Annotated in this window: 11 protein-coding genes, 1 tRNA gene and 2 rRNA genes; 12 read left to right on the top strand and 2 right to left on the bottom strand. The window is 63.3% G+C overall.

Features of this window, described 5'->3' with window-relative positions; all coding sequences use genetic code 11:
* The 12 genes from EPO50_RS00975 to EPO50_RS00920 form a co-directional block, all read left to right on the top strand.
* Nucleotides 1-330 (top strand): 23S ribosomal RNA (locus tag EPO50_RS00975); the annotation flags it as partial.
* An 82-nt stretch (nucleotides 331-412) separates the two neighbouring features.
* Nucleotides 413-527 (top strand): 5S ribosomal RNA (rrf, locus tag EPO50_RS00970).
* A 55-nt stretch (nucleotides 528-582) separates the two neighbouring features.
* Nucleotides 583-659: transfer RNA gene (locus EPO50_RS00965), tRNA-Met, on the top strand.
* Nucleotides 660-1,131: 472 nt separating this feature from the next.
* Nucleotides 1,132-2,718: a hypothetical protein gene (locus EPO50_RS00960; protein WP_296340767.1), complete on the top strand. Its 1,587-nt coding sequence runs from the start codon at nucleotides 1,132-1,134 to the stop codon at nucleotides 2,716-2,718.
* Nucleotides 2,715-3,140, top strand: a complete 426-nt coding sequence (locus EPO50_RS00955) for a hypothetical protein (protein ID WP_296340766.1) — start codon at nucleotides 2,715-2,717, stop codon at nucleotides 3,138-3,140. Before EPO50_RS00960 ends, EPO50_RS00955 begins: the two co-directional genes overlap by 4 nt.
* Before the next feature lie 153 nt (nucleotides 3,141-3,293).
* Entirely contained in the window at nucleotides 3,294-3,689 is a 396-nt protein-coding gene (locus EPO50_RS00950; RefSeq protein WP_296340765.1) for a DUF4440 domain-containing protein, read from the top strand.
* Between the two features lie 16 nt (nucleotides 3,690-3,705).
* Nucleotides 3,706-5,145 (top strand): amidase, encoded by a 1,440-nt coding sequence (locus tag EPO50_RS00945; protein ID WP_296340764.1) that lies wholly within the window; start codon nucleotides 3,706-3,708, stop codon nucleotides 5,143-5,145.
* A 69-nt stretch (nucleotides 5,146-5,214) separates the two neighbouring features.
* Nucleotides 5,215-6,168 carry an ABC transporter permease gene (locus EPO50_RS00940; RefSeq protein WP_296340763.1) on the top strand — a complete coding sequence of 318 codons (954 nt, stop codon included), beginning with the start codon at nucleotides 5,215-5,217 and terminating at the stop codon, nucleotides 6,166-6,168.
* Nucleotides 6,165-7,058 carry an ABC transporter permease gene (locus tag EPO50_RS00935; RefSeq protein WP_296340762.1) on the top strand — a complete coding sequence of 298 codons (894 nt, stop codon included), beginning with the start codon at nucleotides 6,165-6,167 and terminating at the stop codon, nucleotides 7,056-7,058. The genes EPO50_RS00940 and EPO50_RS00935 overlap by 4 nt, the downstream gene beginning before the upstream one ends.
* Before the next feature lie 41 nt (nucleotides 7,059-7,099).
* Nucleotides 7,100-8,803, top strand: a complete 1,704-nt coding sequence (locus EPO50_RS00930; protein ID WP_296340761.1) for an ABC transporter substrate-binding protein — start codon at nucleotides 7,100-7,102, stop codon at nucleotides 8,801-8,803.
* A 5-nt stretch (nucleotides 8,804-8,808) separates the two neighbouring features.
* Entirely contained in the window at nucleotides 8,809-9,804 is a 996-nt protein-coding gene (locus EPO50_RS00925) for an ABC transporter ATP-binding protein (RefSeq protein ID WP_296340760.1), read from the top strand.
* Nucleotides 9,785-10,780, top strand: coding sequence for an ABC transporter ATP-binding protein (locus EPO50_RS00920; protein ID WP_296340759.1), 996 nt, complete (start codon nucleotides 9,785-9,787; stop codon nucleotides 10,778-10,780). Before EPO50_RS00925 ends, EPO50_RS00920 begins: the two co-directional genes overlap by 20 nt.
* 6 nt (nucleotides 10,781-10,786) lie before the next feature.
* Here the strand turns inward: EPO50_RS00920 and EPO50_RS00915 are convergent, their stop codons facing one another.
* Both EPO50_RS00915 and EPO50_RS00910 read right to left on the bottom strand, forming a co-directional pair.
* Nucleotides 10,787-11,614 carry a helix-turn-helix transcriptional regulator gene (locus tag EPO50_RS00915; protein ID WP_296340758.1) on the bottom strand — a complete coding sequence of 276 codons (828 nt, stop codon included), beginning with the start codon at nucleotides 11,612-11,614 and terminating at the stop codon, nucleotides 10,787-10,789.
* A 62-nt stretch (nucleotides 11,615-11,676) separates the two neighbouring features.
* Complete coding sequence (locus tag EPO50_RS00910) at nucleotides 11,677-12,594, bottom strand: alpha/beta hydrolase (protein WP_296340757.1); 918 nt, start codon at nucleotides 12,592-12,594, stop codon at nucleotides 11,677-11,679.
* Nucleotides 12,595-12,680 lie beyond the last annotated feature (86 nt).

The following is a 12,680-nucleotide window of genomic DNA, read 5'->3' as shown; positions in this document are numbered from 1 at the left end:
GCCGATTAAAGTGGTACGTGAGTTGGGTTCAAAACGTCGTGAGACAGTTTGGTCCCTATCTGCTGTGGGTGTTCGAGACTTGAGAGGAGCCGTCCTTAGTACGAGAGGACCGGGATGGACGTACCTCTGGTGTACCGGTTGTGACGCCAGTCGCAGCGCCGGGTAGCTATGTACTGGAGGGATAAACGCTGAAAGCATCTAAGCGTGAAACCCGCCTCAAAACTAGGTCTCGCTGAGAGTCGTGGTAGACCACCACGTTGATAGGCCGCATGTGCAAGTGCAGTGATGCATTCAGCTTAGCGGTACTAATAGCTCGATCGGCTTGATTTCATTCGTTCCGTGCAGCGGTCGACATCCGCTGCCGGCCTTGTGCACGACAGACCCAAGACTTTCTTTCTTCGCGCTTTGACGATCTGGTGGCACTAGCGAAGGGTGTACACCCGATCCCATTCCGAACTCGGACGTGAAAACTTTCAGCGCCAATGGTACTGTGTCTTAAGGCACGGGAGAGTAGGTCGCTGCCAGATCTTCCAAGCGCGAAGAAACCTCTTCCGATTACGATCAATCAACGCACGGATTTGACGCGGGGTGGAGCAGCCCGGTAGCTCGTCAGGCTCATAACCTGAAGGTCGTAGGTTCAAATCCTGCCCCCGCAACCAATTCCTCTCGCGATACCAGATCGTGCAGCTCAGCCGCCCTCGTCAGGGCGGCTGTTTTGCGTTGTGGCGAACGTGGTCGCGACTGCATGTAGATCAACGCTTCATCAGAGAAATTAAATACACCGCCGAAGGTGTGGTTTCTGCGCCGTAGCGGAGCGTCACCCAATTGTGTGAAGCGGACGGCGTGGAAAGAGGCTAAATTTCGAACCGAAGAGGTCCGTTTGACAGGCTCGATCGGACGCTGCGATCTCAGTGAGGCGCAGCCAGGTGTAAAAGCGTTGAACACCAGTACGCTGAAGATCAAAGCGTCGTTGGCGTCTCCGGAGTTCATCCGGAATTTGCCTAGTACTTTCCGCTCTTAGTTCACGAGAATCGTCGCAATCCACTCAAGCGGTCTCTGTCTACGACGGAGGACACTATGATCTGGGCTCACCACCGTGAAAGGCAGCCTTCCTTTGCGCGCGCCGCGTGCATGACCTTCCGCACCACCTTGATGGCTGCCGCCCTGACTTCGGGTGCCGGTTTCATCCATCAAGCTTCGGCGCAAGCGAACCCCGAGCAACTTGGCACCGTACATTTCGAGACTTCATGCACTCCGGAAGCGCAGAAGCTCTTCGACAAGGGAATGCTGTATCAGCACTCGTTCTGGTACAGGGCGTCGCAGCGAACTTTCGAGGAGGTCCTCAAGAAGGATCCCGAATGCGGCATCGCCTACTGGGGCATTGCGCTCAGCCTACTCTGGAATCCCCACGTGCCGCCCCCTGCGAAAAATCTCGCGGATGGCGCGGCGGTTTTGACGAAGGGAAAGGCCGTCGGTGCAAAGACCCAGCGCGAACGGGACTATCTCGATGCGCTTTGGGTCATGTATGCCGACTACGACAAGGTCGATCACCGCACGCGCGTCGTGGCCTATGCCAAGGCAATGGAGCAGCTGGCACAGCGCTATCGCGACGATGACGAGGCCCAGATCCACTACGCACTTGCCCTGAACACGTCGGCTTCGCCGGCGGACAAGACCTATGCCAACCAACTCAAGGGCGGCGCGTTGCTGGAGCCTATTCTTCAGCGGCAACCGGATCATCCCGGCGTGACCCACTATCTGATCCACCTCTATGACTATCCGCCAATCGCGGACAAAGGCCTCGATGCGGCGCGCCGCTATGCCAAGATCGCTCCTGCTGCGGCGCATGCCCAGCACATGCCCTCACACATCTTCACGCGCCTCGGCCTTTGGGACGATTCGATCAAATCGAACGCCGAGTCGGCACGTGTCGCAAAAGAGGACGGAGAACCCGGCGATCAACTGCACGCCATGGATTACCTCGTCTACGCCAACCTGCAGTTGGGGCAGGACCGCAAGGCCAAAGCCGTTATCGACGAGATGACTGTGATCAGGGGCGGCGACGCCTACTTCCCGGCCCGCTATGCGCTGGCCGCTTCACCGGCGCGGTACGCCATCGAGCGCGGCGACTGGAAGGAGGCGGCGGCACTGCCGGTGCTTGCCGGAGCGCAGCCGCACGTGCAGGCGATCAGCCACTGGGCGCGGGCGCTCGGTGCGGCGCGCAATGGCAACCCGGCGAGCGCCAAGGCCGATATCGCCAAGCTGGTGGAACTCCGGGACAAGCTCCGCGAAGCCAAGGATGCCTACTGGGCCGAGCAGGTCGACATCCAGATCAAGGTCGCGAGCGCGTGGGTTCTCTACGCCGAAGGTAACTACGACGAAGCACTGAAGGCGATGAGCGCCGCGGCGGATGCCGAGGATCGTTCGGAGAAGCATCCGGTGACGCCAGGTGTCCCCAAGCCTGCGCGCGAACTCTACGGCGTCATGCTCCTGGAGCGCGGAAACGCCGCGGAAGCGCTGGTCGCCTTTGAGGCAACGCTCAAGAAAGAGCCCAATCGCCTCGCCGCGCATGCAGGGGCGGCAAAAGCTGCTGAAATGAGCGGCGACAAAGCCAAGGCGCGACAGCATTTCACCAAGGTGACGACAATTGCTGCAGGCGCCGATGAGGAACGGGCGGAAATTGCCGACGCACGCCAGTTCCTGGCCAAGAATCAATGACCGCCTGGCTTCCATTACCAGGGCGCGTCGCGAAAGCCGCGCTGCTTGCGGCCGGACTGATTGGGTTCGGGGCAACAGCGAACGGCGAGTCCCTGCAGATCACCGGTTACATAGGTGTGCTCGGCGAATGGGAGCTGACGGGTAATCTCACGGCCACCGGCTCAGACCGGGCGAAGGAATTCGTAGGGCCGGTGAAGATGCTGCATGTCGGTTACTGCACACAGGATGGACCGGAGGAAAGGACTGGTGAAATCCGCGTTCGTCTTTCGGGGACATCCCCCTCGCGCATGACGGCCGCTCTGATCGTCAATGGCGTCGAGTGCTCCTACAGCGGCCGCCAAACGGATACATATACGGGCATGCTCAAGTGCCCGGATAGGCGAGCTGTTCCACTGACCATCTGGCTCAAGCCCGAGGGCTGAGCGGCAACAATCTCCAATGGGTCTGGCCATCGGGTTCGATGGCCGGCGAACTGCTTTGGGAAAATCCACCGGCCGCGGAATTGCGCAAACGCGGTCACGTACCCCGTCGCTGCATACGCCACTGTCTCGTCAACACGAGAGAGTGGAGCGCATATGAACAACGGATCGACCGTCCGGCAGGAAATCGAAGCGGCTGTGCAGCGCTTCGCGACGCTGGCGAATGCTGGCAGCCTCGAGGCTTTTGCTGATCTCTACACCGAGGACGCACTGATCATGATGCCGGGCATGGCGGCCGTGAGTGGCCGTCATGGCGCCGTGATCTTTGGCGAAAGCATCCGATCGCGTCGTCCGGCGCGTCTTGCGCTCGCTACCCAGGAGGTGGAAGGCAGCAGTGATGTCGCTTGGGAGCGTGGTACTTCCGAGTGGATCCAGCCCGATGGCCAGGTGACGGATCGCGGCAAGTACATCGTGATCTGGAAACGCACCGAGTCTGGCTGGAAGCTCCATCGCGACATCATGAACAGCGATGTCCGCCTGGTGCGCGGCTGATAGCGGATCACGGCTCATGAGCGACATCGCCGAATACGATTCCTGGGATGGCCTCGGCATGGCCGAGCTGGTCCGAGCGCGCCAACTTCACCCCGGCGAACTGTTGGAGGCGGCGCTGGAGCGGGCCGCCCGTTGGAACCCGCACCTCAACGCGCTGTCGGCTTCATTTCCCGACCGCGCCCGTGCCGCGATCGCCGATGGCTTGCCCGATGGGCCGTTCCAGGGCGTGCCCTTTCTGCTGAAGAGCCTGTCGGCCATGCTTGCTGGCGCACCCTCGACCCTCGGCTCGCGGCTCTTCGCTGATTTCGTGTCCGATCATGATTCGACGTTGGTTGAACGCTACAAGCGCGCCGGTCTGGTCATCTTCGGCATGACGACGACGCCGGAAATGGGTCTCTCTGCTTCGACCGAGACCAGCTTCACCGGCACGACACGCAATCCCTGGAATCTCGCCCACAGCCCGGGCGGCTCGTCGGGTGGTTCGGGTGCGGCCGTTGCCGCCGGCATCGTGCCTTTCGCCCACGGCAGCGATGGCGGTGGCTCGATTCGCATTCCAGCATCGGCGTGCGGTCTGTTCGGACTGAAGCCAACGCGCGGCCGCACCCCGTCCGGGCCGATGGCCGGTGAGGGCTGGGGCAGTCTGGCGACCAGCCACGTCATCTCCCGCTCGGTGCGCGACAGCGCGGCCGCCCTCGATGCCACGCACGGCCCAGCGCCCGGCGATCCCTATTGCGCACCTCCGGTCGGCGAAAGCTATCTCTCGGCGTCTGGCACCGTGCCTGGTCGCCTGAAGGTAGCACTCCAACTCGAACCCTTGTCGGGCGTGTCTGTGGCGCCCGAATGCCACAGCGCCGCATTCGATGCTGCCAAGCTGCTGGAGGCACTCGGCCACCATGTCGAAGAGGCGCGACCGGAAGGCTCCTGGGAGGAGCTTCAGCACGCGTCGTGGGTGCTGGTGGCCAGCAATGTCCGCTTGGCCTTGCGTCGCCGCGCGCAGGCATTGGGACGCACGCTGTCCGCGGCCGATGTCGATCGCGTGACGTGGGCCGCAGTCGAGGACGCCGCCTCCATGACCGCCGAGGCCTATGCCGCCTCCGTGCAGACGATACATCGCCACAGTCGGCGCATGGCGGCCTTTCACCAGACCTACGACATTCTTCTCAGTCCAACGCTTGCGACGCCGCCCGTGCCGTTAGGCGCCCATCACATGGACAATCCCGATCCGGCGGCCTGGCGTGAGGCCATGCGAGCTTTTTCACCGTTCACCAGCCTGTTCAACATGAGTGGCCAGCCGGCCATGTCGGTGCCGCTGGCCTGGAGCGACGGCGGTTTGCCGATCGGTGTCATGTTCGCCGCCGGATTCGGTGAAGAGGCGACGCTATTCCGGCTCGCCGGTCAGCTCGAAGCAGCGCGGCCATGGATGCATCGGCGTCCTTCTCTGCCGACAGGCACCTAAGGGCAAATTCGCAATCGCGGCGCCGCACCCGGCGGTCGCTGTCTCTATCAAGGCCGCTGGAGTGGAGCGATGCAGGCTTTTGTCATTCGCCGGATTGGGGCTTTGGTGCCGACGCTGTTCTTCGCGAGCGTCATCGTATTTGTGGTCGTGCGTCTGATCCCTGGTGACGTTATCGATCTGATGCTGTCGCAGGACAGCGGCGCCGACAAGCTCGACCGTGAAACGCTGGAGCGCGCGCTCGGCTTCGATCGGCCGATGGTCGAGCAGTACCTGCGCTGGATCGGTGGCGTACTTTTACATGGCGATTTCGGCCTCTCGCTGTGGCGCCAGACGCCGGTGGCGGACATGTTGCTGGCCCGCTTGCCTGTCACGCTCGAGCTGTCGCTGCTGGCGCTCACGGTGGCTCTCCTGATCGCCTTGCCGATTGGCATCCTGTCGGCGGTCCGTCAGGACACCGTTGCGGACTACATCGCGCGATCTTTCTCCATCTTCATGCTGGCCGTTCCGGGCTTCTGGATTGCCACCATCGTGGTCGTGTTTCCCGCGATCTGGTGGGGGTGGTCGCCCGAGGTGAGCTTCACGCCGTTCCTCGAAAGTCCGCTGGCCAACCTGAAGCAACTCATCGTGCCGGCGCTGATCATGGGAACATCGCTCTCCGCCGTCACCATTCGCATGATGCGCACGACCATGCTGGAAGTGTTGCGCCAGGACTATGTGCGTACGGCTTGGGCGAAAGGGCTCAGCGAGCGTGTCGTGGTCACGCGGCACGTGTTGAAGAATGCGCTGATCCCGGTCGTCACGGTGATCGGCCTGCAGGCGACGCTGCTGATCGGTGGCTCGGTCATCATGGAGCAGATCTTCGTCATCCCGGGCATGGGCTTGTTGCTGATCGAGGCCGTATTCGACCGCGACTACCCGATCGTCACCGGCGTCTTCCTGGTGACTGGCGTGGCGATCGTGCTGATCAACTTCCTCGTCGACCTGTCCTACGGCCTGCTCGACCCGAAAGTGAGGCTGGAGTGACTGCCATCGCCCAAACCGCGCCGTCACGGCGTGAGCGCGGTCCTATCGTCTCGTTTCTGCGCCGCCTGTTTCTTGGCAAGCCGCTCGGTGCCGCCGGAGCGATTATCTTCGCCGTCTTTCTGGTCTGCGGGCTGTTCGCCGACGTGCTGGCGCCCTACGGCTACAATCAGGTCGATCCGATCAACCGCCTGAAGCCACCGTCGCTGGCCTTCCCGTTCGGCACTGACAATCTCGGCCGCGACATGCTCTCGCGTGTCCTCTATGGCGCACAGCTCTCGGTCATTATCGGCTTCTGCGGCGCAGCGCTCGCTACCGTGGTGTCGATCGTGATCGGCATCCTGAGCGGCTATCTCGGCGGCAAGTTCGATGTCGTCGTGCAGCGCCTGGTCGATGCCTGGATGAGCTTTCCCGACCTCGTCATCCTGATCGTCGTCGTCTCGGTCCTCGGGCCCGGGATGTGGCAGGTGATCGTCGTGCTGGGGTTTCTCTACGGCATCGGCGGCTCACGCATCATCCGGGGTGCGGTCATCTCGGTGCGCGAGAACACCTATGTTTATGCCGCGCAGTCGATCGGCGCTGCCACCGCACGCGTTCTGATCTTCCACGTGCTGCCCAACGTCATGCCGACAGTGATCGTGCTCTTCACCATGCGTGTCGGCGCGGTGATCCTGGTCGAAGCGGGCCTGTCGTTCCTCGGTCTTGGCATTCCGCCGCCGGCGCCGAGTTGGGGTGGCATGCTGACCGGCTCGGGCCGCACCTTCATGTATCTCGCGCCCTGGCTGGCGCTGGCTCCCGGCATCTGCCTCACGCTGGTGGTCTACGGCATCAACATGTTCGGCGATGCGCTGCGCGATCTTCTCGATCCGCGCATGCGCGGCGGCCGTCGGTAGGAAATTTCACTAGCGATCTTTCTCCGGGGGATGGAGGCACTATGGGACAAGCATTCAAGCGACTGCTGCTGGCCGCGATCGCCGCAGCCGGCCTTACGACGGCGGAAGCGTCGGCACAGCAGGTGTCACAGACGCCACGGCACGGCGGGAGCATCGAGATCGGCACTGTCTATCTCACCCTGGCTCCGCTGTCGTGGGATCCCCGCGACTGGGGTTGGAAGTTCAACCACGATACCGGACAGTTCTACGAGCAGCTCTTTGCCGCCGATCTGTCCAAGTCGGAGGGCAGGGGCGGCAACCACAAGTTCGTGGCCGACGCCTGGCTGCCGGCGGACGCCATCCGCGGCGAACTCGCGGAAAAGTGGGAGTGGCAGGACGATCCGCTCGCCGTCGTCGTCACGCTGCGCAAGGGTGTCATGTTCCCGGAGAAGCCGGGCGTGATGGCCAGCCGCGAGCTCACTGCCGACGATGTTGTCTTCGCCTTCGATCGCGTGAACACCAGCCCGCAGAACGCCCGGGGCTTCTTCGACTACATCGACAAGATGTATGCGCGCGACAAGCATACGCTCGTCATCCAGATGAACCGCTATCACTCCGAGTGGAACTACCGCTTCGGCTATGGCCACTATTCCGGGATCGTGCCGCGCGAGGTGATCGAGGCCGGTGCGACCAACTGGAAGAACGCCAACGGCACCGGCCCCTTCATGCTCGCTGACGTCGTGCAGGGGAATTCCAACGTCTATGTGAGGAACCCGGTCTACTGGGGCAGTGAGGAGATCGACGGCAAGGACTACAAGCTGCCGTTCCTCGACAAGGTGGTGTTCCGTTTCATCAAGGATGAGGCAACCTGGATCACTGCATTGCGCACGGCAAAGCTCGACATCCTGGAATCGGTCCGCTGGCAGAACGTCGAGAGCCTGAAGAAGAGTTCGCCGGCGCTCAAATGGCGCCGCTGGCTCGGGCAGGCGGGTATCTTCCTGTCGATGGACGTCAACACCAAGCCGTTCGACGATGTGCGCGTACGTCGTGCGCTCAACATGGCGGTGAACAAGCGGGAGATCGTCGACGCCTATTACAATGGCCACGCCGAGCTCTTCGCCTATCCGCAGCATCCCGACTTCGGCGGTTACTTCCAGTCGCTGCAGGAGATGCCGGCCTCGGTGAAGGAGCTGTTCGACTACAACCCGCAGAAGGCGAAGGCGCTCCTGGCCGAAGCGGGCTATCCCAACGGCTTTACCTTCAAGACGCAGGTCTGCTCGTGCTTCCCCGACCATATGGAGCTGTTGCCCCTGGTCGCCGGCTACCTCGCGCGAGTGGGCGTCAAGGTCGAAATCCAACCGATGGAACCCGGCGCCTACTTTGCTGCCCTCAGTTCGAGGAAGATGACTCCGGGTTACTTCTTCTCCATCGGCCATTCCAATCCGACGACGACGATTGCGCGTAATTTCCGTTCGGGTTCGCCCTGGAACCCTTCCGGCTGGGCCGACCCCGAGTTCGACGCCAAGATCACCGAGATGTACGCGATTCGCGACGAGGCCAAGCGCCAGGAGCACGTACGCGCCATGACGGTCGAGATGCTCGACAAGGCGCCGTACATCTGGCTGCCGACACCTTACGCCCATACGGCGTGGTGGCCGTGGGTGAAGAACTACAATGGCGAGCTGCGTGCCGGAGCGGTGCGTCCTGGTCCGATCTATGCTCGCATCTGGGTGGACCAGGACCTCAAGAAGAAGCTGGGGTACTGAGCGCCATGACTCCGGTCGCAACGCCCCTCCTCGAAGTCGACAATCTCTCTGTCCGCTTTCACACCGATCGCGGCATCCTGCCGGCGGTCGACGGTGTGTCGTTCGACGTCGCGGCCGGCGAGACCCTGGCCATCGTCGGCGAGAGCGGATCGGGCAAGAGTGTGACGGCCATGTCGATTCTGCGGCTGGTGCAGCGCCCCGCCGGCGAGATCGCCAGTGGCCGCGTGATGTTCGAGGGCCGGGACCTTCTGAAGCTGTCCGAGCAGCAGATGCAGGAAATCCGCGGCGACGGCATCGCCATGATCTCGCAAGAGCCGATGTCGTCACTCAATCCGGCGCTCACCATCGGCCTGCAGGTCGGCGAACCCCTCAACCGTCATCGCGGTCTGTCCTGGTCGGCGGCGCTGCAGGAGGCGGAAGCCCTGTTGCGTCGGGTGCATATCCCCGACGCGGCGAACCGTGTGCGGGCCTATCCGCACGAATTCTCCGGCGGCATGCGCCAGCGCGCGATGATCGCCATGGCGCTTGCCTGCACGCCGCGGCTGATCATTGCCGACGAGCCCACGACCGCACTCGACGTTACGGTGCAGGCGCAGATCCTCGAACTGCTGAAGCAGCTCACGCGCGAGGTTGGCTCGGCGATGATCTTGATCACCCACGATCTCGGCGTTGTTGCACGCTATGCCGACCGCGTCTGCGTGATGTATGCCGGACGTGTCGTGGAAAGCGGTACAGCCCTCGAGATCTACGAGGATCCCCGCCATCCTTATACCTTGGGGCTCATGGCCTCCGTGCCGCGGCTCGACGACGATGCGCGCCAGCGCCTGGTGCCGATCGACGGACAACCGCCGGACCTTGCCAACATGCCGCCTGGTTGCGCCTTCGCGCCGCGTTGCCGCTTTGCCATCGATCGATGCCGACGCGAACAGCCGGCTCTCGACCCCGTCGACGGCAGTCAGCACAGAAAGGCTTGCTTCGCAGATGTCACTGAGATCCACTGAACCGCTACTCGCCGTCGAAGGCCTGCGCGTCCATTTCCCGGTGCGCCGTGGGCTGCTGGCCAAGCGGCACATCGGCTCCGTCAAGGCCGTGGACGGGATCGATTTCACCCTCGCCGCCGGTGAGACCCTGGGCCTGGTGGGCGAGTCGGGGTCCGGCAAGTCCACGGCCGGTCTTGCTGTCTTGCGCCTGCTCGACGTCACTGCGGGCAAGGTGCGTTTCGAGGGGCGCGATCTCACAAACCTCAGCCGAGGCCAGATGCGGCCGATCCGCCGGCGTATGCAGATGGTCTATCAGGACCCGTTTAGCTCACTCAATCCTCGCATGAAGGTGGCCGATATCGTGGGGGAACCGCTGATCGTGCATGGCGAGGCCGGCGATCGCGCGGGCCGCCGCGAGCGGGTGGCCGAATTGCTGGACATGGTCGGCTTGCGGCCGGAAATGGGGCGCCGCTATCCGCATGAGTTCTCGGGTGGACAGCGCCAGCGCATTGGTATCGCCCGCGCACTCGCGGTCAATCCGGCGCTCATGGTGTGCGACGAGCCGGTGTCGGCGCTGGACGTGTCGATTCAGGCCCAGGTGGTCAACCTGTTCCAGGACCTGCAAGCCAAACTCGGCCTGACTTATCTGTTCATCGCGCACGATCTCGCCGTCGTGCGCCATATCAGTGATCGCGTGGCGGTGATGTATCTCGGCAAGATCGTCGAAGTGGCGGCGCGCGAGCAGCTCTACAAGCGGCCGCAACATCCCTATACCCGCGCATTGCTCGCGGCGGTGCCGATCCCCAATCCCCGACTCGAGGCGCAGCGTTCCCACCAAGCACTGGTCGGCGAAATCCCGAGCCCGCTGAAGCCGCCTTCCGGCTGCCGCTTCAATACGCGCTGTCCGATGGCGACCGATCTTTGCCGGACGGAGGAGCCGCCGTTGCGGGAACTGGCAGTAGACCACCGTGCTGCCTGCCATTTCGCCGGTGCCTAGAGAGATCTAAAGCAGCAGGGAAAGATCTTCCGGGCGGACGCCTGCTTCCAAGGGGATGTAGAGCCTGATCTTCTGCTCGACATCCACCCGATAGGAGGGGTCGTTCAGATAGCGCATCAGGATCGACCGGTCAGATGATCGCGCATTCTTCAATGCTGTATCGCGATCGAGGCGACGCCATACGGCATCTGGCTGACCGCTGAGACAGGCGTGCCAGCCGCCGTCAAGGCATCGCTGTTCCAACCGGAAGCGGCCATCGACAAAGTCGTTCTCCCGCGCGCAGGCATGGGCGAAGATGCGGGTTGGTGAGAACACGCCGAACACATTCTGGTTGAGTATAGGGACCGCGGCGATCTCGAGCCGACCCATGAGTTCATCGTAGGCCGACCAAGCGCCGGCCCAGCTCCGCTCGATATCCATGGTCCGCATCATCAGAGCCGGCAATTCGACGACCGTGGCGTCCACGCTTTCCAGGAGGCTGACGCATTCGCTTTGGGCGCTGGGAACGATACCGAACTGCCGACGATAGGCGCGGGTAAAGGCCTGGGAGCTCTCGTAGCCCGAGTCGAAGGCGATCTCGGTGACACTTATCGTCGGATCGGCGGCGAGACGTCGACGCGCTGTCTGCAACCGCAAGCGCCGCAAGGTCGCCTGCGGCGTCTCACCGACAGCCTGCTGGTAGAGGCGGATGAAGTGAAAAAGCGACAGGCAGGCGACGTCTGCCAGCTCCGCGAGTTTCATCTGCGCGTCGGGTTCGGCCTGAAGACGACGCTCGACATGACGCACCGCGCGACGTATGCGGCGGCGGCGCTCGACGCTCGTTGCTAGTCGCATGCCCATATCCAGCTCCGGCGGCCCCGTCCCCTCCCGAGACGGTAGCACAATCCAGGCCCAGCTCAGCGCCTGGCAGCGAAGGCGAGGGCCCGGTCGATCGCTGCCCGGACGTCCTCGCTGTCGGTCGCCGCGTCGAAATTGTGCGGCGCTCCTGGAACATTGATCAACTCGAATCCGACGTCGGCGGCCAGAAGATCGGCTGTCGTCTCGTCGAGCAGTTTCAGCAGGCCTGGCAGCGCATCGCCGCCGCCGCGCAGGATCAGGAGCTGTACCCGCTGGCTGGCGAGGCGCTTCGCGGCCGCGGAGAGGCTCATACGGGTGGTCAGCGCCGCATCGGTCACGGCGGCCGTCGGGCTACCGGGAACGACACCAGTCGACGGATAGAACATGGCGATGCGGTCGAAACGCAGGGGGCGGCTTTCATTCAGAAGCTCGGGCACGAACAGGCCGCCGGCCGAGAAGACGAAGGCACCGAGGCGCTGGGTGTCGAGACCGCGGCCGGGGCCTTCCTTGGCCAGCCAGGAGAGGACGGCATCCGTCTCGCCAAGTGCCTGGTCGAGACGGCGGCGCGGTACGCCGAGCGAATGGTCGAACATCACGGCGGCAACGCCGCTGGCCGCCAGAACGGTGCCCCAGTCGCGGAAGACCTGCCAGGCCTTCGGCCGGATCGAGGCTTCATCGGGTAGGCCGCCGTGAAGCAGGAGCACGACCGGAATCGGCTTACCACCGGACGGTCGCGGAAGGGTGAGGTCGATCACGATCGGCGTACCATCACTGCGCTTGCCGACTTCGGCACTGTGGCGATCGACGTTGGTAGCGTCGCGCAGAGGGTGCTTCAAAGATGCTTTCGTCGCTTCGATATAGCGCGCGATCGCCTGCGCGCGGGCGTCATTGGTCGGTGGAGTCTGGGCATGCGAGGCAACAGGCGCCGAGAGGGCTGCCACCAGAGCGAGCGATGCGAGTCGTTCGTTGATTTTCATGGCCAGGGTCCCCGTCCGGCAATATCACCGCACGTAGGGCGGCGGGGCCGATGCTAGGGCCGAGCCGATGCTGGCACGGTGCCGGG

Source organism: Reyranella sp., from assembly GCF_004297405.1.
Classification (GTDB): Bacteria; Pseudomonadota; Alphaproteobacteria; order Reyranellales; family Reyranellaceae; genus Reyranella.
Note: the sequence above shows the minus strand (reverse complement) of the source record. Positions and strands in the feature narration are given on the sequence as shown.

Excerpts from the sequence above, each read along its gene's own strand:
- EPO50_RS00945 (WP_296340764.1), top strand. The coding sequence starts at position 3,706 with ATGAGCGACATCGCCGAATACGATTCCTGGGATGGCCTCGGCATGGCC.
- EPO50_RS00915 (WP_296340758.1), bottom strand. The coding sequence starts at position 11,614 with ATGCGACTAGCAACGAGCGTCGAGCGCCGCCGCCGCATACGTCGCGCG.
- EPO50_RS00955 (WP_296340766.1), top strand. The coding sequence starts at position 2,715 with ATGACCGCCTGGCTTCCATTACCAGGGCGCGTCGCGAAAGCCGCGCTG.
- EPO50_RS00940 (WP_296340763.1), top strand. The coding sequence starts at position 5,215 with ATGCAGGCTTTTGTCATTCGCCGGATTGGGGCTTTGGTGCCGACGCTG.
- EPO50_RS00925 (WP_296340760.1), top strand. The coding sequence starts at position 8,809 with ATGACTCCGGTCGCAACGCCCCTCCTCGAAGTCGACAATCTCTCTGTC.
- EPO50_RS00930 (WP_296340761.1), top strand. The coding sequence starts at position 7,100 with ATGGGACAAGCATTCAAGCGACTGCTGCTGGCCGCGATCGCCGCAGCC.
- EPO50_RS00950 (WP_296340765.1), top strand. The coding sequence starts at position 3,294 with ATGAACAACGGATCGACCGTCCGGCAGGAAATCGAAGCGGCTGTGCAG.
- EPO50_RS00910 (WP_296340757.1), bottom strand. The coding sequence starts at position 12,594 with ATGAAAATCAACGAACGACTCGCATCGCTCGCTCTGGTGGCAGCCCTC.
- EPO50_RS00960 (WP_296340767.1), top strand. The coding sequence starts at position 1,132 with ATGACCTTCCGCACCACCTTGATGGCTGCCGCCCTGACTTCGGGTGCC.
- EPO50_RS00920 (WP_296340759.1), top strand. The coding sequence starts at position 9,785 with ATGTCACTGAGATCCACTGAACCGCTACTCGCCGTCGAAGGCCTGCGC.